Origin of the sequence: Massilibacteroides sp. (assembly GCF_028705895.1) — a bacterium.
GTDB lineage: Bacteria > Bacteroidota > Bacteroidia > Bacteroidales > Tannerellaceae > Massilibacteroides.
In genome coordinates this window covers 24,399-47,437 of the sequence record NZ_JAQWCQ010000003.1, presented here as the reverse complement: position 1 = coordinate 47,437, position 23,039 = coordinate 24,399, and the positions used below count along the sequence as shown (strand labels likewise).

General features: G+C 39.2%; 23 protein-coding genes and 3 tRNA genes. 13 read left to right on the top strand and 13 right to left on the bottom strand.

The window, feature by feature from the left end:
* Positions 1-22 precede the first annotated feature (22 nt).
* Positions 23-1,435 carry an amino acid permease gene (locus tag PHT93_RS01380; RefSeq protein ID WP_300238562.1) on the bottom strand — a complete coding sequence of 471 codons (1,413 nt, stop codon included), beginning with the start codon at positions 1,433-1,435 and terminating at the stop codon, positions 23-25.
* A gap of 294 nt (positions 1,436-1,729) precedes the next feature.
* On the opposite strand from PHT93_RS01380, the gene PHT93_RS01375 reads away from it, so the two are divergent.
* Entirely contained in the window at positions 1,730-2,632 is a 903-nt protein-coding gene (locus PHT93_RS01375) for a PfkB family carbohydrate kinase (protein WP_300238560.1), read from the top strand.
* Here PHT93_RS01375 and PHT93_RS01370 read toward each other — a convergent pair.
* A complete protein-coding gene (locus tag PHT93_RS01370; protein ID WP_300238558.1) occupies positions 2,629-3,843 on the bottom strand; it encodes an MFS transporter in 1,215 nt (404 codons plus the stop codon). The genes PHT93_RS01375 and PHT93_RS01370 overlap by 4 nt on opposite strands.
* Positions 3,844-4,071: 228 nt before the next feature.
* Between PHT93_RS01370 and PHT93_RS01365 the strand changes: the two genes are divergently transcribed.
* The 6 genes from PHT93_RS01365 to PHT93_RS01340 all read left to right on the top strand — a co-directional run bounded on the left by PHT93_RS01365 (position 4,072) and on the right by PHT93_RS01340 (position 11,045).
* Positions 4,072-4,722, top strand: coding sequence for a DUF47 family protein (locus PHT93_RS01365; RefSeq protein WP_300238556.1), 651 nt, complete (start codon positions 4,072-4,074; stop codon positions 4,720-4,722).
* A 13-nt stretch (positions 4,723-4,735) separates the two neighbouring features.
* Positions 4,736-5,809: an inorganic phosphate transporter gene (locus PHT93_RS01360; RefSeq protein ID WP_300238554.1), complete on the top strand. Its 1,074-nt coding sequence runs from the start codon at positions 4,736-4,738 to the stop codon at positions 5,807-5,809.
* A gap of 74 nt (positions 5,810-5,883) precedes the next feature.
* Positions 5,884-6,867 carry a tRNA dihydrouridine synthase DusB gene (dusB, locus tag PHT93_RS01355; protein ID WP_300238552.1) on the top strand — a complete coding sequence of 328 codons (984 nt, stop codon included), beginning with the start codon at positions 5,884-5,886 and terminating at the stop codon, positions 6,865-6,867.
* Positions 6,868-7,286: 419 nt separating this feature from the next.
* Positions 7,287-8,723 carry a Gfo/Idh/MocA family oxidoreductase gene (locus PHT93_RS01350; RefSeq protein ID WP_300238550.1) on the top strand — a complete coding sequence of 479 codons (1,437 nt, stop codon included), beginning with the start codon at positions 7,287-7,289 and terminating at the stop codon, positions 8,721-8,723.
* A gap of 102 nt (positions 8,724-8,825) precedes the next feature.
* Positions 8,826-9,911 carry a metallophosphoesterase gene (locus PHT93_RS01345; RefSeq protein WP_300238547.1) on the top strand — a complete coding sequence of 362 codons (1,086 nt, stop codon included), beginning with the start codon at positions 8,826-8,828 and terminating at the stop codon, positions 9,909-9,911.
* 3 nt (positions 9,912-9,914) lie between these two features.
* On the top strand, positions 9,915-11,045 hold the full coding sequence (locus PHT93_RS01340; protein ID WP_300238545.1) for a metallophosphoesterase: 1,131 nt from the start codon (positions 9,915-9,917) through the stop codon (positions 11,043-11,045).
* On the opposite strand, the gene PHT93_RS01335 is transcribed toward PHT93_RS01340, so the two are convergent.
* A complete protein-coding gene (locus PHT93_RS01335; RefSeq protein ID WP_300238542.1) occupies positions 11,042-12,784 on the bottom strand; it encodes a S41 family peptidase in 1,743 nt (580 codons plus the stop codon). The two genes, PHT93_RS01340 and PHT93_RS01335, sit on opposite strands and share 4 nt — an antisense overlap.
* 55 nt (positions 12,785-12,839) lie before the next feature.
* Positions 12,840-13,817: an adenosine kinase gene (locus tag PHT93_RS01330; RefSeq protein WP_300238540.1), complete on the bottom strand. Its 978-nt coding sequence runs from the start codon at positions 13,815-13,817 to the stop codon at positions 12,840-12,842.
* Positions 13,818-13,937: 120 nt separating this feature from the next.
* On the opposite strand from PHT93_RS01330, the gene PHT93_RS01325 reads away from it, so the two are divergent.
* The 3 genes from PHT93_RS01325 (at position 13,938) to PHT93_RS01315 (ending at position 14,238) form a co-directional block, all read left to right on the top strand.
* Positions 13,938-14,011 (top strand) — tRNA-Asn (locus tag PHT93_RS01325).
* A gap of 40 nt (positions 14,012-14,051) precedes the next feature.
* A tRNA-Asn gene (locus PHT93_RS01320) sits at positions 14,052-14,125 on the top strand.
* A gap of 39 nt (positions 14,126-14,164) precedes the next feature.
* Positions 14,165-14,238 (top strand) — tRNA-Asn (locus PHT93_RS01315).
* 774 nt (positions 14,239-15,012) lie between these two features.
* Here the strand turns inward: PHT93_RS01315 and PHT93_RS01310 are convergent.
* The 6 genes from PHT93_RS01310 to PHT93_RS01285 all read right to left on the bottom strand — a co-directional run bounded on the left by PHT93_RS01310 (position 15,013) and on the right by PHT93_RS01285 (position 19,233).
* Positions 15,013-15,567, bottom strand: coding sequence for a TlpA disulfide reductase family protein (locus tag PHT93_RS01310; RefSeq protein ID WP_300238537.1), 555 nt, complete (start codon positions 15,565-15,567; stop codon positions 15,013-15,015).
* A gap of 153 nt (positions 15,568-15,720) precedes the next feature.
* The gene (locus tag PHT93_RS01305) at positions 15,721-16,623 is read right to left on the bottom strand and encodes a LysR substrate-binding domain-containing protein (RefSeq protein ID WP_300238535.1); all 903 of its coding nucleotides are present in this window, start codon (positions 16,621-16,623) and stop codon (positions 15,721-15,723) included.
* A 232-nt stretch (positions 16,624-16,855) separates the two neighbouring features.
* The gene (locus PHT93_RS01300; protein ID WP_300238532.1) at positions 16,856-17,338 is read right to left on the bottom strand and encodes a threonine/serine exporter family protein; all 483 of its coding nucleotides are present in this window, start codon (positions 17,336-17,338) and stop codon (positions 16,856-16,858) included.
* Between the two features lie 14 nt (positions 17,339-17,352).
* Positions 17,353-18,156, bottom strand: a complete 804-nt coding sequence (locus tag PHT93_RS01295; protein ID WP_300238529.1) for a threonine/serine exporter family protein — start codon at positions 18,154-18,156, stop codon at positions 17,353-17,355.
* Complete coding sequence (locus PHT93_RS01290; protein WP_300238527.1) at positions 18,137-18,319, bottom strand: hypothetical protein; 183 nt, start codon at positions 18,317-18,319, stop codon at positions 18,137-18,139. The genes PHT93_RS01295 and PHT93_RS01290 overlap by 20 nt, the downstream gene beginning before the upstream one ends.
* 140 nt (positions 18,320-18,459) lie before the next feature.
* On the bottom strand, positions 18,460-19,233 hold the full coding sequence (locus tag PHT93_RS01285) for a class I SAM-dependent methyltransferase (protein ID WP_300238524.1): 774 nt from the start codon (positions 19,231-19,233) through the stop codon (positions 18,460-18,462).
* Positions 19,234-19,378: 145 nt separating this feature from the next.
* Here PHT93_RS01285 and PHT93_RS01280 point away from each other — a divergent pair, with 145 nt between their 5' ends.
* The 3 genes from PHT93_RS01280 to PHT93_RS01270 are packed head-to-tail and all read left to right on the top strand — an operon-like array spanning position 19,379 to position 21,525.
* Positions 19,379-19,912: a sigma-70 family RNA polymerase sigma factor gene (locus PHT93_RS01280; RefSeq protein WP_300238521.1), complete on the top strand. Its 534-nt coding sequence runs from the start codon at positions 19,379-19,381 to the stop codon at positions 19,910-19,912.
* A 3-nt stretch (positions 19,913-19,915) separates the two neighbouring features.
* Positions 19,916-20,437 carry a hypothetical protein gene (locus PHT93_RS01275; RefSeq protein ID WP_300238519.1) on the top strand — a complete coding sequence of 174 codons (522 nt, stop codon included), beginning with the start codon at positions 19,916-19,918 and terminating at the stop codon, positions 20,435-20,437.
* 11 nt (positions 20,438-20,448) lie between these two features.
* Positions 20,449-21,525 (top strand): hypothetical protein, encoded by a 1,077-nt coding sequence (locus PHT93_RS01270; protein ID WP_300238517.1) that lies wholly within the window; start codon positions 20,449-20,451, stop codon positions 21,523-21,525.
* Between the two features lie 80 nt (positions 21,526-21,605).
* Here PHT93_RS01270 and PHT93_RS01265 read toward each other — a convergent pair whose 3' ends face one another.
* From PHT93_RS01265 to PHT93_RS01255, 3 genes are read right to left on the bottom strand one after another with little or no spacing between them, the layout of a single operon-like run.
* Positions 21,606-21,983: a hypothetical protein gene (locus PHT93_RS01265; RefSeq protein WP_300238515.1), complete on the bottom strand. Its 378-nt coding sequence runs from the start codon at positions 21,981-21,983 to the stop codon at positions 21,606-21,608.
* Positions 21,980-22,543 (bottom strand): sigma-70 family RNA polymerase sigma factor, encoded by a 564-nt coding sequence (locus tag PHT93_RS01260; protein WP_300238513.1) that lies wholly within the window; start codon positions 22,541-22,543, stop codon positions 21,980-21,982. The genes PHT93_RS01265 and PHT93_RS01260 overlap by 4 nt, the downstream gene beginning before the upstream one ends.
* Positions 22,544-22,557: 14 nt before the next feature.
* Complete coding sequence (locus tag PHT93_RS01255; protein WP_300238511.1) at positions 22,558-22,932, bottom strand: DUF6249 domain-containing protein; 375 nt, start codon at positions 22,930-22,932, stop codon at positions 22,558-22,560.
* Positions 22,933-23,039 lie beyond the last annotated feature (107 nt).

Sequence of the window (23,039 nt, the reverse complement as noted above, 5' to 3'; positions counted from 1 at the left end):
ATCTGCAAAGGTAATGATAAAATTAAACCTTTCTTTTACGCTGAATAACCTTATAACTGATATAAAGCAAAAGAAGCCAGATCGGGATCAGTTTAACAGAAACAGACATGCCGTTTATCCACATGATGACTAAAATTCCGGAGAGGAACAGGAGGCAGATATAATTGCCGACCGGATGCCAGAGCGACGGAAATTTCGTTTTTTCTGTCCCCTCTTGTTTTTTTGCTTTCCGGAAAAATAAATGAGTCAGACTGATCATGATCCAGTTGATGATCAAGGCAGAGACAACAAGCGACATCAGATATTCCAATGCGTCTTCCGGAATTACTTTGTTGATAATAACACAGATTGCCGCAAATACAGCCGAAACGCCTATAGCCATTACAGGAACATGATGTTTGTTGAGTTTTCTTAGAAAGCGGGGAGCATTACGTTGTACTGCTAATCCGTAAAGCATACGGCTATTGCTATACACGCTGCTGTTATATACCGAAAGAGCCGCAGTAAGAACAACAATATTCAATACATTCGCGATTATATCTGTTGCAAAGAAAGTGTGTCCGAACAAGGTAAATTCAAACCCTTTTAACGTACTGAATACGGCAACAAAAGGGCTGCTTCCTTCTGTGATCGTACGCCAGGGTGAAAGAGAAAATAAGATTATCAATGCTCCGACGTAAAATATCAGGATTCTGTAAATGACCTGATTGGTGGCTTTGGGTATTGTTTTTTCCGGGCTTTCAGCCTCTGCTGCTGTAATGCCGATCAGTTCCAGTCCACCGAATGAAAACATGATTATCGCCAACGCCGCTAATAGTCCTTCATATCCCCCCTCTCCATCAGCGGCAAGAAGACCTTTGGGGAAGAAGCCGCCGTCATTCCATAAATTTGCAATGCTGACACCTTCTCCGGCACTGCCGCTTACCAATAAGTAAGTGCCAAACAGGATCATTGCAACGATCGCGACTACTTTAATGATGGAAAACCAGAACTCTGCTTCTCCGTATATTCTTACATTAGAAAGGTTGATCAGATTAATGACAACAAAAAAGAATAAACTGGAAACCCATAATGGAATATGCGGCCACCAGAATTGTACGTATGTTCCAATTGCTGTTAATTCCGCCATGCTGACCAAGATGTAAAGTATCCAGTAATTCCATCCCGAAGCAAATCCGGCAAACGATCCCCAGTATTTATAGGCGAAATGACTGAAACTTCCCGAAACGGGTTCTTCTACGACCATTTCTCCCAATTGCCTCATGATCAGAAAAGCAATTATACCTGCTATTGCATATCCGAGAATAACGGCAGGCCCGGCCATAACTGCCGCCGGCCCTATTCCTAAAAACAGCCCTGTTCCTATCGCCCCTCCCAAGGCAATTAACTGGATATGCCGGTTAGACAATCCTCTTTTTAATCCTTTTTCTTTCAAACTATATATTGTATATAATGTATAACACTGGTAAGACAACAAATATACGACGTTTTATGGGCTTGTTTAGTGAGAAAAAGGAATAATCTGTACAATGAAGAAATTTGAATCTGTGATAAAAAAAAGTTTAAGGCGCTTGGTAATGAAAGTTGAGGCGCTTCAACTTGTTTGCTGAGGCGCTTGGAAACGTTTGTTGAGGCGCCTTAAAATTTTAAAAGTTTGTAATTCGATGAAAATAGGGTTACGAACAACTTTTTTTTATAATTTCGCATACTTATAAAAAATACAATAGGAATGGATGCACATCAGCTTTGTTGTGTCGGGCATATTACTTTGGACAAAGTTGTTACTCCACGTAACACGATACATATGCCGGGAGGAACTGCTTATTATTTTTCTCATGCTATCAGGCGGTTTGGTGATATTGACTATACTTTAGTGACGGCTTTGGCCGAGTCGGAAATGGGGGTTGTTGACGAACTTCGTAACATGCATGTGGATGTTGCAGTGATGCCGAGTAAACATTCTGTCTATTTTGAAAATATCTATGGGGAGAATCAGGATAATCGTAAGCAACGTGTATTAGCAAAAGCAGATCCATTCTCTGTTGATTATCTTGAACAAGTAAATGCGAACATTTATCATTTGGGCTCTTTGCTGGCCGATGATTTCTCTACAGATGTGATTCGGTACTTGGCAGGAAAGGGAAAAGTTTCTGTCGATTCGCAAGGCTATCTGCGTGAAGTGAGAGATGAGAAAGTCTATGCTGTGGATTGGCCGGAGAAATTAGATGCACTAAAACATATCTATTTCCTCAAAGTAAATGAACATGAAATGGAAGTCCTGACGGGCTATTCTGATGTTGAAAAGGCAGCTAAACAGCTATATGATTGGGGCGTAAAAGAAGTTCTTATCACGCTTGGAAGTATGGGGTCGGTTATTTATGATGGACGTATATTCTATTTTATTCCCGCCTATAAACCAGCCGAAATCGTTGATGCTACAGGTTGTGGTGATACCTATATGACCGGATACTTATATTGTCGTGTCAAAGGGGAAACGATAGAAGACTCCGGCTGTTTTGCCGCAGCGATGTCCACCTTGAAAATTGAAGCTTCGGGACCGTTTAAAGGAACGAAAGCTGAGGTGATTCAATGTATGGAGAAAAATGAAAAACGGTTTCCTGATAGGTTTTAATGATCATTGTCTGTCTTGTAGGCTTCACTGAACGTTACCATAAGAACGATACAAAGTCCCATCAGGCCTACTACCATATAAGCATATTGTAAGTTGAATACTTGCGATATTCCACCGATAAGCAGTGGCGCTATCAAAGAACCGATGAAGCTGATGCTCGACAGGATCGTCAATGCGATACCTACAGGCGTTTTTGATTTGGCTCCTACGAAACTGTAATTCGTCGGAACAATGCAGGATATGCCTAATCCGACAAGCATGAAGCCAATGGAATTGACAACCACTTTGGCGACGATTGACCCGAAGAACCCGGCGAGAAACGCAGTCGTGAAGAAGCCTAAGAAAATAAATGTTCCGGCTAATTGTAACACTTTTCGTTTGCCCAAAAGTCCATAAGCATAGTTTGTCAGAAAACGTCCGGCTGTCATCATTATCATAAAAACAAGAAATCCGATTTGTAGGGATTTGGGAACTTTGAGAACAGACTCAAAATAAACACCACTCCAATCAAACATGGCGCTTTCGATTATTAAAGCAAAAAGTCCGACTATCCCAAGCTGGATAAGCAACGGCTCCGGTTTCTTTAAGAACCATGGCTTTTCCGGTTTCTGGTCGATTTCCGCTTTAGTATCCTCCGGACGGTCATTCGTAAGGAAACGTCCGCTGATCAGTAAAATAATCCCGATTAGCGCCGCGATTAATGTAAAATGATAAATCGGAGCAATATCCCAGATAATCATACCGAACCCTATAAGTGCTCCCAGACAAGCTGCCAAACTCCACCCTCCATGAAAAGAAGCCATAATAGTGCGCCCATACGCACGCTCGATAGCGATTCCCTGCGTGTTGAGAGAAATATCACACAGATTCCAGAAAACCCCAAAGCTGAAAAGAAATACACCAAGCAGATAAATAGATGGAACAAGTCCGATAGCAAACAAAGAAAGAGCATAGCCGGTAATGCTGAACCGTACCATTACACTACTGCTCAATCGTGTTACTAAATAACCGGCTAAAGGGATGGCTAAAAATTTCCCGACAGGAATAAGAACTAAGATTAATCCCCAGTAAAAAAGATAGTCTGCCGCAAAAATAGCTTTGATATCCGGTATCCTGCTTGCCCAGGTCGAGAAGCATAATCCTTGTGCCAGAAAAAACGAAAGAACAGCATAACGGGCTTGCTCTTTGCTAATCTGCTGATTTTTTTTCATGATTGTTTTATTAAGTGGAAACAAAGATAATGAGTTCATTTCTAAATCGCATTATTCATGTTTTAGAATAATCGGAGTAAAAAGAATTATGATATTATCCGATTATTTAAATTTATAGTTTATTTTTGAATTGTTTTTTAAAATCGTCATGAAGACGTAGTCCATGTTAGGAATTTGTAAATAGTAGCCTGAAAGGTTTGCTTTGATCTATCAACAATACAACAAATAATGAAAACGAATAGCTTATTGAGCTTTTTTGCTCCTAAGGACATCAAGTTCTTACCTATGTTGTCCGAAGCAAGTGATGTGCTTGTTCATTCTTCTGAATTGCTGAAGCAATTGTTTGATCCGAAAGGCAATGTTGACCGTGTTGAACTCTGTCGCCTGATTAAAGCAGAAGAAGTTAAGGGAGATAAAGTAACAGGTCGTGTGTTTAAAGCGCTTAATGAAACTTTTATCACTCCGTTTGACCGTGAAGATATTTATGAACTGACAGATGAAATCGACGATTCGATCGACGCGATCAATCGTGCAGCTCATAAAGTATTGTTGTATGATCCTCATCATTTGCCGGAGAGTACGGCCACTTTGGCAGAGATTGTGCGAAAAGCCAGTGTTGAGGTGCAGTCGGCGGTATCCGAGTTGTCGAACATGAAGAAGACAGATGCACAATTCCGAGAACATTGTCGTGAAATAAAACGATTGGAAGAACAAGCAGATGTTGTTTATGAAGAGGGCATTATAACACTGTTTAAACACGAAACCGATACAATAGAGCTGATCAAATTAAAGGAGATTATTCAGGAATTGGAAAAATCGGCAAATAAAATCAACAATATAGGTAAAGTTTTAAAAGCAATTCTTGTAAAGTACGCCTGATAAAAAGAACATTATGACACTATTGATCACAATTATCGTATTAGCAATTATTTTCGATTTTATCAATGGATTCCATGACGCAGCTAATTCGATAGCAACGGTTGTCTCTACTCGTGTGTTAGGACCTTTACAAGCAGTACTTTGGGCAGCAGCGTTTAATTTTGTTGCCTTCTTTATTGCAAAATACATTATTCAGGGTTTTGGTATCGCCAGTACCGTATCTAAGACAGTTATATTAGATCAGGTGGGTAATCCCTCGACTATTATCATCGCAGCGCTCGTTGCTGCAATAATCTGGAACCTGTTAACATGGAGATTAGGGATACCTTCTTCTTCGTCTCATACACTGATCGGCGGATTGGCCGGAGCAGCTATTGCCGGAGGTGGATTTGAAGCCGTACATACAGCAACTATTTTAAAGATCGCTTCATTTATTATACTGGCGCCGTTGATTGGGATGATTGCCGGAAACATAATTACGATTATCACTTACCATCTGGCAAAAAAAGCAAAACCAAGTAAAGCCGAACATTGGTTTAAACGATTGCAACTCGTGTCATCTGCTTTTTTAAGTATAGGACACGGGCTAAATGACTCACAAAAAGTAATGGGTGTTATCGCAGTTGCGTTGGCGGCTAATCAGGCTTTAGGCCTTCCCGCCTGGATGGAAGTTTCCGAAGCTTCTATTGCTGCTCATGGTGGTGATATTGCCACAGCAGCTATGAACGAACATATTTGGATTGCTTTAGCTTGTTTCTCTGCAATTTCATTGGGGACAATGGGGGGAGGATGGAAGATCATGAAAACAATGGGTAATAAAATTACCAAGATAACGCCTACGGAAGGATTTACTGCCCAGACCGCCAGTGCTATTACATTGTTTATTTCTGAAATGTTCGCAATCCCCGTTAGCACGACCCATGTAATTAGTGGTAGTATCATGGGGGTAGGAGCTGTCAAAAGACTCTCTGCTGTCCGTTGGGGAGTTACTATAAATTTACTTTGGGCATGGATCCTGACGATTCCGGTCAGTGCTCTACTTGCAGCGATTACTTATTACCTGATCTCTATGATAGGAATTAAGTAGGAAAGCCGTAGTCTTTGAATAGAAAGCAGTTCGGACAAAAAGCCTTATCTTTGCACCTCAAAGAAAAGGCAGGAATGAAAATAGGTAATATAGATTTAGGGCAACGTCCCGTGTTTCTCGCACCGATGGAAGATGTGACGGATATCGCTTTCCGTTTGATGTGTAAACGTTTTGGTGCGGATATGGTTTATACAGAGTTTATTTCTTCAGATGCTCTGATCCGACATGTAAATAAAACGAAAGAAAAACTAATCGTCTCGGATGAAGAACGCCCAGTAGCTATACAGATTTATGGGCGGGAAGTGGAGTCTATGGTAGAGGCTGCCCGTATTTGTGAAGAAGCCAATCCGGATATTTTAGATATAAATTTCGGTTGCCCGGTAAAGAAAGTCGCCGGAAAAGGTGCCGGATCAGGTATGCTTCGCAATGTTCCTCTTATGCTTGATATCACAAGAGAAGTTGTAAAAGCTGTCCATATTCCCGTGACCGTTAAAACCCGTTTGGGCTGGGATATGGATAGCCGGATTATTGTTGACCTGGCTGAGCAGTTACAGGATTGCGGTATTTCCGCCCTTACTATTCATGGACGTACGCGTAGCCAGATGTACACCGGAGAGGCTGATTGGAACTTGATCGGTAAGGTAAAAGAAAATCCGAGAATGCATATTCCGATCATTGGAAATGGAGACGTCACGTCTGCCCGGATTTGTAAGGAACGTTTTGATACCTATGGGGTCGATGGCGTTATGATTGGAAGAGGTAGCATCGGGCGACCGTGGATCTTTCGTGAAGTAAAACATTTTCTGGAAACAGGGGAAGAGTTGCCTTCGGAATCATTCGAATGGTATATGGGAATTTTGAAAGCACAGGTTTTACAAAGTGTAGAACGGCTTGATGAGCGTCGCGGAATTCTGCACATTCGTCGTCATTTGGCAGCAACGTCTTTATTTAAAGGATTGGCGGATTTTAAATCAACTCGAGTCGCAATGCTCCGTGCTGAAACAGTAGAGGATTTATTTAATATAATGAATGAAATTCCTGATAAATATCTGAAGTAGGAGAAAAATGAAACGGCTAAATTCACATCCAGCCGTTTCCACATTTAACCGTTTTAAACAAAAAGAAAAAGTTAGTTAAGGTATGAATAGTGTTTCTTAATAAGGGAAATCTATTTATCCTTAAATAAAATGAAGTACAAAGATAAAATAAAAACCAGTTTAAAATACACTTTCTCAGTTTTTTCCCTAATATTAGTGTTTTCTAATGAGACTGTTGGTTTATTTTTCGAAGAAAATCAGTAAGGGTTTCAAAAATAGAAAAAATGTAAAAAAATACATGAACTATTGGTTTCTTTCTTACTTTCCATCTGAAGTGAACATTTTCTCTTAAGTGTAACGGAATAAAGAAAAAAATACTTATTTTCGCATCATGTATTTGTGTTTGCGCAAACATTGATTAATCTAATAGATAATATACCATGAAATCAAGTGAAATCTCAAGACGTCTTTTCTTAAAACAAGCGTTGGCTGCATCTGCAGCAACGGCAATTCCTGCATTCTGGACTCCTACGCAAGCACGGACAATGCCTGCAAATCCGTTTGTAAGTGCTAATGACCGTGTAAATCTGGCAATAATCGGAGTCGGCTTTCGTGGTGGCGAGATAGCAAAAGAGCTATATAAAACCGGCTTATGTAATATCGTAGCTCTTTGCGATGTGGACATGGGTGCTCCCCATACGCAGGAGGTGATGAATATGTTCCCCGATGCTCCGCGTTTTCAGGACTTTCGTAAAATGTTCGACAAGATGGCAGATAAAATAGATGCTGTTACTGTCGGAGTTCCTGACCATGCTCACTTCCCAATTACTATGGAAGCAATGGCACATGGTAAACATGTTTATGTTGAGAAGCCGATGGCTCGTACTTTTAACGAAGTAGAGCTTATGATGAAGGGTGAAAAAAAATATGGTGTGGTAACTCAGATGGGGAACCAAGGGCATTCAGAAGCGAACTATTTCCAGTTCAAAGCATGGGTTGAAGCCGGAATTATCAAAGATGTTACTGCAATTACAGCACATATGAATAATTCCCGTCGTTGGCACTCTTGGGATCCGAAAATCACCAGCTTCCCAAAGGCAGAACCGATTCCCTCAACGATGGACTGGGACACTTGGTTAGGTGTTGTGAAATTCCATGATTACAATAAAGATTTCGTAAACGGGCAATGGCGTTGTTGGTATGATTTTGGTATGGGTGCTTTGGGTGACTGGGGTGCACATATTATTGATACGGCACATGAATTTTTAGATTTGGGATTGCCGTATGAAATCAATCCTACTTATCTGAAGGATCACAACAAGTTCTTCTTCCCCATGTCGTCAACAATTGTGTTTAAATTCCCTGAAAGAGGGAATATGCCTGCTTTGGATATTACATGGCAAGATGGATTGGACAATATTCCTGCTGTACCTGATGGATATGGAGTGTCAGAAATTGATCCGAATATTCCAACAGTAGCCGGCGGTAAAATCCAACCGGCCAAATTGAATCCTGGTAAGGAAATCTATTCTAAGACATTGACCTTTAAGGGGGGATCGCATGGTAGTACACTGTCTATTATTCCTGAAGAAAAAGCAAAAGAGATGGCTCCGAAGCTCCCTGAAGTGCCTAAGAGCCCTTCAAATCACTATGCTAATTTCTTATTGGCCTGTATGGGCAAGGAAAAAACACGTTCGCCTTTCTCCATTGCCGGACCGCTTAGTCAGGTATTCTGTCTTGGTGTATTGAGTCAGCGATTAGGAGAAAAACTTCTTTTTGATAGAAAGACCAAGCAAATAACAAATAATGCCTTGGCCAATCAAATGTTGGTAGGAGAGCCTCCACGCAAAGGTTGGGAAGAGTATTACAAGGTGTAAACTAATTATTTATCCAAGTCGGGGATGTTTCTAAAAAAACAGAAACATCCCTTTTTTATTATGAATGGTGTATCTTTGGCGGATTAATTAAGAAATATACATATGCCTATTCTGCTTTTTTTGATTTTGGGATTATATTTGATCGGTAATTTCTATATTTATTTCAGAGGTGGTCAGATGTTGGCTACATATCCAACCGGTGTAAAAGTGTTGTTCAGTTTGCTTTACTGGGCATGTGCCTTATCCCTTATATTCACCTTTGTGGTCAGAAAATCAGGATTGTCCTTAAAAATCCTGACGTTTACTCATGAAGTCGGCAGCGCATGGCTGGTATTTACACTATATATGGCCTTGTTCCTTCTTTCTTTTGATCTGGTTAGACTGTTCTACAAACCCTTTGCATATGGCTTTCATCTCTCTTTTGCCTTTACTTTGTGTCTGCTGAGTTACGGTTATTATAATTATAAACATCCCAAAACGCAGGAGTTTACTTTATCGGTAAACAAGCCGGCGGAAACGTCAACCCTGAAAGTCGTGGCCGTTAGTGATCTGCATCTTGGCTTGGGGACAGGAAAGGAAGCGTTGAATAAATATGTGGATCGCATAAATGAACAGAATCCGGACTTGATCCTCATAAGCGGTGATCTGATTGACAACACGGTTCTTCCCTTGAAAGAAGAACGTATGGATGAGGAATTAAATCGTTTAAAAGCGTCCTTAGGAGTGTATATGGTGCCCGGAAATCACGAATATATTGCGAATATTGAAGAATGTAAGGATTTTCTTAGATCTACGCAGATTCATCTTTTATGCGATTCGGTAGTTACGCTCCCGAATGGGGTTCAATTGATTGGACGTGATGATCGCCAAAATCATCATAGAAAGCCATTAAGTACTCTTTTAGAACAAGCTGATGTGTCCAAGCCTATGATCTTATTAGATCACCAACCTTATGATTTAGAAAAAACAGTGAAAGGAAAGGTTGATCTTCAGTTTAGCGGACATACACATCGCGGACAAGTTTGGCCGATCAATTTGCTGACCGACTATTTGTTTGACATTAGTTATGGCTACGAAAGGAGAGAGGATACACACCTCTATGTCTCTTCGGGGCTTTCTTTGTGGGGGCCTCCGTTTCGTATAGGCACAAATAGTGAATTAGTTGTGTTTAACCTGAAGTTTAAATAAGAAATGAAAGTTTTTTTTCAATCAATAGTTGCCCAACTGTTACTCAATCCCTACATCTTAGTTCGGGGGTATCAGGCACTACCTCCAAAGAAAAGTTGTCGAATTCCGTATGTGCTTTTCTTTATAATAGAGCTGCTTTTGTTTTTTACAGGCTATTTCTTTCATGATCAATTACCAGATGATCTTTTTATTACTATAATGTATATCTGTAATACCTGGTATGTCGCCTCACTCTATATTACGCTTTCTTTGCTTTTCCTGGAGCTCTTGCGTTTATCTCAACGATTCTGGAAATGGTTTCCTGATTGGTTGATTGCAAACTATCAGAAAATAAAAATAGTTTTATTCTTTTTTATTCCCTTAGGTGTCAGCTTATTGTTGGTTGACGGGTATCGACGGGTGGCTTATCCGGTAGTAAAGCATGTACACCTGACTATCCCAAAAGATGTTCCCGGCAGAGATAGTCTGCGTGTCGTCATGATGAGTGATCTCCATATCGGTGAAGTAATCGGAAAGAAAATTGTACAACGATATGTTGCGTTGAGTAATCAGGAGAAACCGGATATGGTAGTCCTTGTCGGTGATATTATGGATTACGAATCCCGCTTTGCAGAAAAGGCACATATTGAAGAGGACTTGCAGCAATTACAAGCTCCGTTGGGTACTTATGTTGTTTACGGAAATCATGAATACCGGGCAAATCGTAATGCAAAATATAAATGGCTGAAGAAAACAGGAGCTACTCTTCTGATCGACTCAGTAGCGATGCCTGATTCGACCTTCTACCTGATAGGGAGAGATGACTATATCAATAAAAACCGAAAACCATTAAGAGCCTTAGTGAAAGATCTCGATCCGTCGAAACCAAGTATAGTGTTAGACCATCAGCCCTGGGCTTTTGCAGAGACAGCGATGAATAAAATAGATCTTGCTTTACATGGGCATACACATAACGGCCAATTATGGCCATACCCTCTGTTGCTGAAAGCTGTGTATGAAAAAGCATACGGATATTACCGGAAAGGCGACACACAATATTATGTTTCTTCCGGAATAGGAATTGCCGGGCCACCTTACCGTGTGGGAACTGTTTCCGAATTAATCGTTCTCCATATTCAATTCAAAAAACCTTAACAAAAGACACCGACGGGAACCGACAACAAGGCCATTAATCCTAAAGAATGACCTTTTGCCAATGCCGTTTCTTTCTGCTCTTCTGTGGCGTTGAGCGTTTTTTTGTATAATTCCGGAGTAGATAATACCTCAATCGCTTTTTTAAGCACATCGTCGTCTTTTAAACTTTCGATCAACTCTCCTTTTTGGAAATAATAACGTTTCACGATTTCAGAGCCAAGTATCTTTGTGATCTGATCTTTGAATCGGTCAAAATCGCGTTCTAAATCCGGTGTTATCTGTGCTTTTAGCGCCGTTATCAAGGTGGTATCTCCGTCTAAGTATCCTTCAAATTCTGCGACTTCTTTTAGCGTTTTGAGTGCTTTTTCGCTTTGACGATCGTAGGTGAAGTTTTTTTCTTTAGCATAAGCTTTGAACGCCTCAAAATCTTCGTCTGTAACAACGAAATCTTCTACTGGAGCAATCTTAGGATGTTTCTGTACCCAATCGGTGACAAAATCAAAGAGGACGTAATCAGTTACCAGATAATACATGAGCGTAGGCACTTTAGTCTCTTCAACCTCAAACTCCGGACGTACGCCTCCTCCATCTCGAACCGGGCGTCCGTTTGAAGTGTAGAATACAGAAGTTAAACTGTCCGGAATAGCAGCCACACTACCATCTGCCTTTCTGTGTGAATAGTCAATCTGCTGTATGCATCGTCCGCTGGGGATATAATATTTACTCATGGTTATTTTTACACTTCCGTTGTACGGTAATTCACGCGTAGATTGTACCAATCCTTTCCCGAAAGAACGTTGCCCTACTAAAACAGCTCTGTCCATATCTTGCAAAGCTCCTGAAACAATTTCAGCAGCCGAAGCTGAGGCTCCGTTAATCAGTACGGCAATAGGCATAACCGTATCCAACGGTTCATTTGAAGTACGGTAGGTGCGATCCCATTGTTTGATTTTACCTCTTGTTGAAACCACTTCTTTTCCTTTGGGGACGAACATGTTTACAATCTGTACAGCACTTTCTAATAAACCACCACCATTGCTCCTTAAATCAAGAACAAGCGATTTTATCCCTTTGTTTTTTCTTAAATCTTCAAACGCATTTTTAACCTCCTGCGCACTTTTGTCCGTAAATCCCTTGAGCTGGATATAGCCAACACCGTTTTCACGAACGCCATAATAGGTGACCTGATCCACTAATATCTGTTTACGTATCAGATCAAATTTACGAGGCTTCTTTTCGCCCGGACGTTGTATTGTAAGTTGCATTTTTGTATTCGGAACCCCTTTGAGCAGAGAACTTACCTGGTCACTCGAAAAAGAAGACACATCTGTTGTGTCTATACGTAAGATACGGTCTCCCGCCTTTAAACCTGCCAATTCAGCCGGCATTCCTTCAAATGGTTCCGCAATGATGACTCCCTCTTCGCGTTGACGGATATAGGACCCAATTCCACCGTATTCACCGGTAGTCATATACTTCAGGTCGTCCATATCCTGTTCCGGAATGTATTCGGTATAAGGATCTAAGTCATTTAACATAGCGTCAATACCCTTGCGCATGAGTTTTTCAACATCTACAGAATCAACATAAAACATCTCCACTTCTTTAACCAAAGCATTGAAAATGTCTAAATTCTTGCTTACTTCAAAGCGACTGTCTTTCTGTGCGTTTACTGTAAAAGGGAGAATTGTTGAAAACAAGAAACAAACGAATACACTATATAATTTTTCTCGCATCATCAGTTTTTTTTATTATATGAAATTTGGAACGTAAATGTATAGAATTATCCGATTATTAACCGACTATATGTTTTACTTTTAACTTTATTTGTTCCCATTTGTCATCCTGAATTTGTGGTCCGATAACATCAATTACGTAACCAGCCAACATCGATCCGATACGGGCAGACTGTTCTAAAGTTGCTCCAATAGATTGCCCGTACAGAAAGCCTGCGGCAAAATTATCACCTGCACCTGTTGTGTCTTTCGGTTTTCCTCCTTCAGCCGCAACGCGTATAATCGTTCCCTTACTTCCAATAAAAGCTCCTTCGCGACCTATGGTAACGATTGATATATCAACGAATGTTGACAATTTTCGAACGGCCTCTTCTGCCTTTAACCCGGTAAACGCTTCAGCTTCACTCTCATTGCTGAACAGAATGTCCACATATTCGGGAATTATTTCGTCTAATAATCCCCTGAATGAATTGACAATATTAAAATTAGACAAATCGAGCGCGACCTTCAATCCTTGCTTTTTGGCTTTCTGCATAGTGCTTCGTACCAATTCTTCATTTACGAGAAGATACCCTTCAATATAAATACAATCATAGCTTGAAAGCATTTCCTCACTTATCTCAGACGGTAATATCGTAGGTGCCGGTCCGAGGAAAGTACACATGGTACGTTCGCCATCAGGTGATATTAATACGGTACAGCAACCGGATACACCTTCTGTCCGAATAAAATTAGGAGTTACTCCCACCTCTTTCAGGGCATTTTCGTAAAAGACGGCATTGTCATCTTGTCCGATTTTTCCAATATAACCAGTGTTTGCTCCCAGCGCAGCCATTGCTCTCATCGTGTTGCAAACAGAACCTCCCGGAGTTAATGTTCTTTTTAAGTCCTGATTAGATGATTGAATCGCAATCATCTGTTCTTCACTGATCATATCCATAGCGCCTTTCTTGACACCAATTTTAGAAAGAATCTCTTCTTCTTTTAACTGCAGTAACACATCTACTAATGCATTACCCAATCCTATCGTGTTCATATCGAAACTTTTTGCACAAAGATATTGCATATTTGGAAAACATCCCGTACTTTTGCAAAGCATTTTCAGAAGGGTATTATAGTTATGAATAAATAAAGTATCTTTTTGAAAAACAAGCATTCTTCCTTAGCTCAGTTGGTTAGAGCATCTGACTGTTAATCAGAGGGTCCTTGGTTCAAGTCCAAGAGGAAGAGCAAAAAGACGCCGGGAAAGACCGGAAAATGTATTGTAAATTCTTCCTTAGCTCAGTTGGTTAGAGCATCTGACTGTTAATCAGAGGGTCCTTGGTTCAAGTCCAAGAGGAAGAGCAAAAAGACGCCGGGAAAGACCGGAAATGTATTGTAAATTCTTCCTTAGCTCAGTTGGTTAGAGCATCTGACTGTTAATCAGAGGGTCCTTGGTTCAAGTCCAAGAGGAAGAGCAAAAAGAGAGAGGAATACACCGATTAGTATTCCTCTCTTTTTTTTGACTCTTTTTGGATCAGGCAAAATATCCGGTTGTTATGGTAATAATCCATCGTGATACGTCTATACTGCAACCTGGGGCATTTTAGAGACTACGCTGAGAAGAGGCTTCCAACAAAATCAATCCCGTTCATATTGTTGATTTACAATACATTAAAATCAATCGAATAGTTTTGATTTTTTGTGTTTTATTTTGACAAATAGATACTTTTTTAGCCCTTTTACTTACGCGTAAAAAAATATCCATCCTTGTTTTTTAAATTATAGTATCATTTTAGACTAATAAATATTGTATTTAGACTAAAATAGCCCGTTTTTTACCGAAAATATAAAGGTTATTTTTTGAAAAATATCCTTTATATTAAAAAAAAGAATAGAGTCTTTTTCCAAAAAGAATAGGGGGATTTTATCCATTGCCTTTTTTTGTTCAATTTTGATAATTCAAAAAAACGGACATGCCGTATCGCGCGTTTTAAGTGCGGTTTTTCGGTGTTTGTTTTTCGGGTATATATATTGTCGTTTTATTTAATAAAGCGCGTTAAAACAGCGCTATTGAGGTCGACGACAATTTGTCTGAAAATGACAAATTTTGCTATTATTTTGTTTTTTTTATTTCACTTTTTTATATTTGCTATCCACGATTTGTTTTAACCTATCGAGGTAATCCCATTAAAAACGACATAATCCAAGTGTAATAACAACCGGGGTTTCGGACTGATCCCTCTTTTTTATTAAGCCTTACAGCATAGCTCTTCAATAAGTTTGTCTATAATATCTTTCATCTCATCATATGTTGCTAATGGATTGTCGATAAAAACTTCTTCGACAGTCGTTTTTGAGTTGGATATATAGACGCGAGGAACGATAGAGGGAGCAAAGAGATCATAGATATCCCTTGTCTCTTGCGGAGAATAGGGAAAGGTGTAATTATTCTCTTCCATGAATGTTCTTACGACGTCTTCACTTTGTGCTCGTCCGATGGCCAAAAAGATAAACTTTTCATTGTCTTTGTTTTCTTTATAAATCCGTTCGATCGATGGGAACAATGCCCGACAGTCAGGACAAGTAGTAGAGAAAAAGAGAATAACTGATATTTTCCCTTCTAAAGACTTTCTGTCTATTATATCACCAGAGCTTAATTTAACAGAAAAATCAGGTAAGACATCTCCTATTTGTACATTTCCTGTTTCAGTTTTTTCTTTACAATCTTTACAATCATCACGATCGCAGCTCGTAATAAGGAAACTTATACACAATAATATAACCAAAGTTGTTATCCTTTTCATTTCATCATTTATATATAGTTAAACAAATTTATTTCAAAACGGTCTTAAATAATAGTCCTTTAGAGGATTGGAAGACTATTATATTTTGTAAATGTATGAATTTTATGAAAAACAACAAAATATCGGATTGTCTAACTTGCTTTATAATTAATATTATAGCCATTCATGTATCCGTTCCCGAATAGCATTTGATTCACTCAACAGACGAATAAATTCCTGAGCAGAATGTTTTCGGTACGTGTTTTTCAACATATGAACGCATCCCGCCATCTCATTTTCCGGAACGTCAAGCGGTATTGCCTTAACTCCTTGTTCATTATGAATAGATGCCTCGGAAAGTATCGTAACCCAGTTGCTTTGTTTTATTAATTTCAAAAGGATGTTTACTTCATTGAGTTCGACGCGAACTTTCAGCTGGCTGAAATATTTAGACAGTACAAGTTCAAACGCGTTCCTCGCTTGTAATCCTTTTGACGGCAAGGCTATATCATACCGTTCTAATTCAGCGAGACTAACTTTTTCTTTTTTTGCTAATGGGTGATCTTTTTGTACGATTGCCGCCAGATAATTGTCGAATAAAATATGGGATTCGATATCCTTATAACGCTCTGTTGGTTTAAAAGCCAGAACAAAATCGACTTCTCGACGTCCCAACATATCCATTAATTCAGCCATAGGCTTGTAGCAAATGTTTAATTTCACGTTTGGATATCGTTTTATAAACGTAACTATTGTTTCTGTTAATATAGGACTGAAAGAGAAAGTGACCCCAATATTGAGAGTGCCGCTTAATAACTGTTTCAAATCATGAATACGTTCAATGCAGGCGTCTGCCGTATATATTGTCTGTAATGCACAAGGGAAAAGCTCTTCTCCTGCCTCCGTCAAAGCCACACTATGACTGTCGCGTTGGAACAGTTGCGCATTCATTTCCTGTTCTAATTGTTTTATTTGTTGAGATAAAGTGCTTTGAGTGATAAATAAAGCTTTAGCAGCTTCTGAGAAATTAAGTGTTTCAGCTACTTTGACGAAATATTTTAATTGTCGGAGTTCCATAAAATCTCTGTTTATATCAAATACAAATAACGGATAAAAATCTTAGAGCCTGTTTAAATTTTTATAGGATATTTCTTGAAGGCTTGTTTCGGTCTTATTTCGTTTTCTTTTTTGCTTATCTGCATCTCCGCATTCAATCACATAGCCCGCTATGCTCATTCATGCGGATATACAACTAAACAAAAAATAAATCGAAATAAGCCACGAATAAAAATTTAAACAGGCTCTTAATTTATCGCGTTGCTTGAAAAGATGTGTTTTTAAATAAAAAAATGGGAATCGTTGCACCTATAACCATGCCTAAAACAATAAAAGTACATGTAAGCCCATTGTAAGTGAGTAAATATAAATAATGATTGAATAAATTTTCTTCTTTATGAAAAAGGCAAAGAAGCAATGCTCCTATTGTTTTATAAGCATACATACCGGGTATCATGGGCAGTAAAGCCGGATATAAGCATGTTTCAGCAGGGCATTTAGCGCGAGGAGCCAGATAGACGGCTAATAACCCGATAACAAAAGCTGCTATTATGCTTGCCAATATGATGTGTACTTGAAAAACCGTATTGGTAGTCAACAGAAAACGAACAGAATGCCCCGCTGCAGCAATAAATGCACAAAAAGCATAGGCTTGCTGGGGCGGATTGCTTATGCTCGCAAAACCAATTGCTGCTATTGCGGCAAAGAAACCATCTTGAAGTATATTTAAAAGCATATAGTTTCAATTTTTTAAAACAGACCTAAATTCATTAATAATAGTCCTCCGCACATGCCTATCGAAAGGCATGCCGTAAGTATGGCTGCATCCATGAAACGGCTGAAAGAACATATGTAATGACCGTCAAGCATATCACTTACCGAATTAATGTAGGGAATTCCCGGAATCAGGTATAGAACGCTGGCACCTAAAGCAATCTCAGGCGTTTCCCCTAATCCAAAAAGATGTCCGCTTGCTGCAATAACCGACGAAAAGAAGGCGGCACATAAAAAAACGAACCTTACATCTGCTCCATCTTCAAGCATAATCTGTTTTACCCGATAACCAACAAGTGTTGCAATAAATACAATCAACATTGCTATTGGATCTCCTCCAAACAGACGGCAAAATGCCGCATTTGCTAAAGACGCTAAAAACAAGACTAACCGTTGGTTACTTGGTGGTGTGTCGGTTATCTTTTTGAACAGACGCAATGCATCCTGAAAATTAACCTTGCCATCTGCAACTTCCCAACTAAGCTTACTCAGCAATGTATTGATGTTGAAGCTAATTCCTCCTTTATGTATTCGTTTGATATTCGTAAAAGACTCTGTATGCGCTTTGTCCCAGACGCTTAAATGTATGTGCGAGGGCATAATCGTCATCTCAACGTCCATACTAAACGCTTTTGACATTCTGCGAACATTTTTTTCAATACGGATACAAGTGGCTCCACAGCCCAAGAGCCGGGCGGCATAGTCTGAAAGAAAAATACAGACTTCTTTTGCCGTTAGCTCATTTACCCCTTCCCCGGTATTATGGATTTTCGATATCATCCTGATCGTTTGTTTTCCGGTCTCCGGGGCAATAAAATAAGTCTCTCTCTTTTCCCATTTCAATAATATGACCATTGGGATTGGATGCTTTGTGTACTTTTTCGATGGCTCTAAAGGTAAAGCCTAAGAATAATACACATACGATTGTGATCCAGAAAATCATTGGTTGACACATAATTTTTATTTGTTTTTGTTACACCGCAAATGTAGATTGCCTGAATTAGGCATAAAAGCGATGGCTTACGAAAAAATCGATAACTCCTATCGGAAAAAATTATAGCCAACCCCTGCTTAATGCCTGATTTATTTCTTACCTGAGAGCAGGGCTGTATCCGAGAAAAACATAGGGCAATTCAGTAGGCGAGGAATCGTTAATTGTTCAGCGGTTTTGGTTAATGATACAGATTCTATATTCAGATCTTTGACATATTGCACTAAGTATTCTCTGTTTCCATAAAGTTTCTTGTTGAGTAGTAAGTCCTGAAAAACAAATAGTCCTCCTTTCTTCAGAACCCGTAAGGCTTCTTTTATGACTTCTTTTTTGTCTTTTACATCGGCAACTTCATGAAATACCATATTGCTGATAACGATATCAAATGATTCATCTTCAAAAGGTAACGAAGAAGCACTTGCTCTTTCAAAGCAAATCTGGTCAGACACATTATTGTCCTTTGCCAATTTTTCGCATTTTTCTTTGGCGTATCCCCACATGCTACCCCAATAATCAATGCCGTTAATCTTTAAAAGAGGACATTTTATTGCTAATTCTACAGAAAGAATACCGCTGCCACAGCCAATATCCAAAAGTCTGCCTGAGGCATTTGTCTCTATTTTGTCTGTAACAAGTGCTGAAACCTTGCTCTGGAAATTGCCACCTTTAGGAGAGAGTTTATGGTGGGCATAAAACATAAATAAGAACAAAATAAGAGAAAGGCTTGAAAGTATTGAGCAGAGAATAGCAAGGATGAAAATTTTATAACAAAATATTCCGATAAGCGTACAGGCTAACCATACTAAAAATATTGCTCTGAGCATTTTCTTCGATACCCAATTCTTTTCTGCTTCTATTGCCTTCATGATCTATTTGTTCTTCTGATAATTAATGGAATAAAGGTAGCTGCTTGATGCTTTGAAGTCAATACCTAATAGTTGGTAAAAAATAATCGATAAAAACTTTTTTTACATGCAACATAGAGAAGTCTTTTTTCGTATTATTGAATAGATGGATACGAACACCACATACTTGATTGATAGATGTAGCCGAAAGGATCCGAAAGCGCAGATGAAATTGTATGAGCTATATGCTAAACGATTATATATCGCATGCTTTCGAGTCCTCGGCAACGTCGCAGAAGCAGAAGAAGCGATGCAAGATGCTTTTCTGAAAATATTTACTCGTATCAATCAGTATGATCGTGAAAAGAATTTTGAGGTTTGGATGCATCGGATTGCAGTAAACACAGCGATTGATTATGTGAGAAGGCAAATGCCGTTGATGGAGGAATTGAACGATAACCTGAGCGAAGACGCAGCGGAAGATTGTACTGGGGAAGAGGATGAGATTTCTTACTCTGTGGCTAAAATTAAAGAAGGAATCCAACATTTAGCTCCCGGTTACCGGCTGATTCTTACACTCTATCTTTTTGAAGGATATGATATGGAGGAGATTTCGTTGATATTGCATCTGAAACCATCTACTGTACGAACGCAATATATGCGTGCAAAGAATAGATTAATGAATCTTATTAAGGAATGAACGATGGACAGGCTGAAGAATTTTATAGACAATAACAGGCCGGAGTTCGATGATATAGAGCTTCCGGTAGGACATGCCGAGCGTTTTAATAAAAAGCTGGAAGGGCGGAAGAAACTGATCATGCGTAGGAGAGTTATTGGACTCATAGCGGCGGCGGCATGTCTGGGACTTTTATTTTTTGTTCAGACGCGTTATGCAGAGAAGAATATGGATAACACTTGTACAATGAGCGCCGAAATTAGTGAAGTGAGACATTACTATACAATGCAAATCTCTGAAACCATTGCACAGATGGAAGAAATTTATAAACACCACCAATCACCGGGGGCTTTGGAATTATTAAAGCAGACGCAAGAAGTGATTGCTTTAAATAATGATTTTGAGAATCGGATATTGCCTTCTCTTCCTTGTTCTGAGGAGGCGCTTTTTGCAATGAACAGACATTATGATGCGAGTGTCTCAGGAATGCGGATTTTGCTGCGCCAAATGCAGAAAGAGAAAAACAGGAATGATATAAACAATTAAATATAAAGTAAATGAAAACAAGTAATCGTTTTATTCTCGCTTTGCTTGCGGTATTGCTTTTGGGAGGGCACTCAACTGTGATAAAGGCTGAGACGTTTGAGAGCGTAAAAAAGAAAGTGATAAATAATACCTATTCCGTTAGTAAAAACGGATTGCTTTATGTGGACAACCGGTTTGGAAACATCACGATAACTCATTGGGATAAAGCTGAAGTGTCTATTCGTGTTGAAATAGAATCTGTCGCATCGAAAGAGCAACGTGCACAGCAAAATATAGAAAGAACTAAAATCGATCTAAAACAAGAAGGCGATAAAGTTTCCGCAGTTACTTCATATGGAAAAACAAGTCAACAAGGAGGAAACAATGAACGTCTGACGGTTGATTATTATATTTCTATTCCGTCAACAATGAATTTAGACCTGAATCAGAAATATGGAAACATAAATCTGCCTTCAAAGAATGACGGTGTTACGAAGGTCGCTGTGAAGTTTGGTAATCTTGATGCGGGTAGTTTTACAAAAACGCTCAATTTAGATGTGAAATACGGCAATGTAAATGTGAATGATGTGACTGATGCATCTTTTGTGTTCGGGTTTTGTGGAGATGTTGAGATTGGAAATGGAAAGAAGCTGACGATAGACAGCAAATACTCTACTCTGAATATGAAAAATGCGGATATCCTGAAGTTGGAAAACAAATTTGGGAACATGGATATCAAAGAGCTGAAGAAAACCAATATCAACATGAAATATAGTGATGTGACGATAGAGCATCTTTTAGATGAACTGATTGTTGGAGAGTTAGACTTCGGGACATTAACGATTGAAAACTTAAATGCCAACTTTGGGCGTATTCAGGCTGAAGCCCGTTACGGTACTTTGGATATACAGATCTCACCTAAGGCTGCATTTGTCATAGATGCGGAAAGTGTAGGAGATAATCTGAAACTAAAGAACCTGAAAGAGACGAAGCATGACGTGATAGATAAAACGGATCATTATGTGGAAATAAACGGAGGAGGTTCACGCAAGATCAGCTTTGATGGTAACCGATATAGCAATTTGAAGATCAGATCAAAGAGCAATTAAGATAATTTCAGAATATACGTTTTTAAAAGTTCTTATTCTGTGTTTAACAGCGGTGTGGATATTTTTCCCACATCGCTGCTTTACTCTTCAGGTATTTTGTAACCATGTTGTTGGAGCCATTCGTCAAGAAGACCGAATAGAATAAAGAACGAAACACCTCCGGTTACTGTAAGGAAAATAGGGAATATTTGTTTCAGGAAAACCATTAATTCGGCTGTTTCTCCGGGCTTACTAAAGAAAATGTATAAGCCCCCTGCAGCAAACAATACATATACTATTAATAACAGAAAGAATTGCATAGCGGATACCGGCTTTTTAAAAGTAAACGCTTTTCTTATTGTTGCTTTTTTCAGAATCATTGACATAATTCTGCTGTTCAGGTCGGAAGATGGCTTTTCAACCGTCTCTTGCATCAATCTTCTGGTCAGATTGTCTTTGTCTTGCTCATTCCATTTCATAATAAACTCCTTGCTTCTGTTTTCATCAATTGTTGTAACTTTTCGTAAAAATGTTTTCTTCCCCGATGCAGTTTTACTTTAATATTCGATATCGTCAACTCGGTGATTTGATGAATATCATCCATTGAACACTCTTCTAAATAAAAAAGAGTCAATAACATCGCTTCGTCAGGCGCGAGTAGCGACATGACTTGTGATATAATCTCCCGCCGATCGTTTCTTTCTAATAAAGAGGCGGCAGAGTCCATTTCTTTCTCCGTCAGATCTTCCGGCCTTGCTTCATCATAATCCGTGAATATCTTCTGTTGTCTTAAAGCGGATAAGGCTGTACAGTAAACGATCCGATACAGCCAGGTGGAAAACTTACTTTCAAATTTAAACGTATCCAACGCATTATATACCTTTATAAACGCGTCTTGCGTTACTTCCTCTGCTTCTTCTTTATTCCCCATTACGCGAAAAGCAAGTGTATAAGCCATCTTCTCATACTTCGCAATGAGGCAGGAGAAGCTTTGCACGTCTCCCGCCAGAATCTGTTCTATCCACTTTCTTTCCTCCATTCTAAGCCGTTGGATCAGTCTTTATTTTCTTTTTCCTGCATTCTGCGGGAAAAAAAGAAATATATCACAAAACCAATTCCACCAAAAAGAATTGAAAAGACGGGGATAGCTAAAGACACATAGCCGCTTTTTTCGCTGATATAAGGATCGACAAAAAGCCCGATAATGAAACCTAAAGCTAACCCGATCATCACAATTCCGTTACGCAATGCAGGATAACGGTTTGCCTTTTTCTCAGGTTCCTCCAAAATAAAGCCTTTCTCTATCATGGCGAGTCTTTCGGCGTGTCTCCCTCTTTGAGCCTGTACCCCAAGAATAATAATCATTATGATGGGAAGTCCTACAGCGCATACGATGGCTACAATTGGAATTAATAAATCGACTAACATAATCTCTTGTTTTTAATGTTATTACTTACTTGTTTGCCTATAGGACACAACATACAAATATAAGGTTACAAAAAGAGCGGACAATTTTTTATCCGCTCTTTATTCTA

Excerpts from the sequence above, each read along its gene's own strand:
- PHT93_RS01285 (WP_300238524.1), bottom strand. The coding sequence starts at position 19,233 with ATGAAGGCAATAGAAGCAGAAAAGAATTGGGTATCGAAGAAAATGCTC.
- PHT93_RS01265 (WP_300238515.1), bottom strand. The coding sequence starts at position 21,983 with ATGAAATGGAATGAGCAAGACAAAGACAATCTGACCAGAAGATTGATG.
- PHT93_RS01270 (WP_300238517.1), top strand. The coding sequence starts at position 20,449 with ATGAAAACAAGTAATCGTTTTATTCTCGCTTTGCTTGCGGTATTGCTT.
- PHT93_RS01335 (WP_300238542.1), bottom strand. The coding sequence starts at position 12,784 with ATGATGCGAGAAAAATTATATAGTGTATTCGTTTGTTTCTTGTTTTCA.
- PHT93_RS01330 (WP_300238540.1), bottom strand. The coding sequence starts at position 13,817 with ATGAACACGATAGGATTGGGTAATGCATTAGTAGATGTGTTACTGCAG.
- PHT93_RS01370 (WP_300238558.1), bottom strand. The coding sequence starts at position 3,843 with ATGAAAAAAAATCAGCAGATTAGCAAAGAGCAAGCCCGTTATGCTGTT.
- PHT93_RS01310 (WP_300238537.1), bottom strand. The coding sequence starts at position 15,567 with ATGAAAAGGATAACAACTTTGGTTATATTATTGTGTATAAGTTTCCTT.
- PHT93_RS01295 (WP_300238529.1), bottom strand. The coding sequence starts at position 18,156 with ATGATATCGAAAATCCATAATACCGGGGAAGGGGTAAATGAGCTAACG.
- PHT93_RS01300 (WP_300238532.1), bottom strand. The coding sequence starts at position 17,338 with ATGCTTTTAAATATACTTCAAGATGGTTTCTTTGCCGCAATAGCAGCA.
- PHT93_RS01365 (WP_300238556.1), top strand. The coding sequence starts at position 4,072 with ATGAAAACGAATAGCTTATTGAGCTTTTTTGCTCCTAAGGACATCAAG.
- PHT93_RS01360 (WP_300238554.1), top strand. The coding sequence starts at position 4,736 with ATGACACTATTGATCACAATTATCGTATTAGCAATTATTTTCGATTTT.
- dusB (WP_300238552.1), top strand. The coding sequence starts at position 5,884 with ATGAAAATAGGTAATATAGATTTAGGGCAACGTCCCGTGTTTCTCGCA.
- PHT93_RS01350 (WP_300238550.1), top strand. The coding sequence starts at position 7,287 with ATGAAATCAAGTGAAATCTCAAGACGTCTTTTCTTAAAACAAGCGTTG.
- PHT93_RS01340 (WP_300238545.1), top strand. The coding sequence starts at position 9,915 with ATGAAAGTTTTTTTTCAATCAATAGTTGCCCAACTGTTACTCAATCCC.
- PHT93_RS01280 (WP_300238521.1), top strand. The coding sequence starts at position 19,379 with ATGGATACGAACACCACATACTTGATTGATAGATGTAGCCGAAAGGAT.
- PHT93_RS01290 (WP_300238527.1), bottom strand. The coding sequence starts at position 18,319 with ATGATTTTCTGGATCACAATCGTATGTGTATTATTCTTAGGCTTTACC.
- PHT93_RS01345 (WP_300238547.1), top strand. The coding sequence starts at position 8,826 with ATGCCTATTCTGCTTTTTTTGATTTTGGGATTATATTTGATCGGTAAT.
- PHT93_RS01255 (WP_300238511.1), bottom strand. The coding sequence starts at position 22,932 with ATGTTAGTCGATTTATTAATTCCAATTGTAGCCATCGTATGCGCTGTA.
- PHT93_RS01275 (WP_300238519.1), top strand. The coding sequence starts at position 19,916 with ATGGACAGGCTGAAGAATTTTATAGACAATAACAGGCCGGAGTTCGAT.
- PHT93_RS01305 (WP_300238535.1), bottom strand. The coding sequence starts at position 16,623 with ATGGAACTCCGACAATTAAAATATTTCGTCAAAGTAGCTGAAACACTT.
- PHT93_RS01260 (WP_300238513.1), bottom strand. The coding sequence starts at position 22,543 with ATGGAGGAAAGAAAGTGGATAGAACAGATTCTGGCGGGAGACGTGCAA.
- PHT93_RS01375 (WP_300238560.1), top strand. The coding sequence starts at position 1,730 with ATGGATGCACATCAGCTTTGTTGTGTCGGGCATATTACTTTGGACAAA.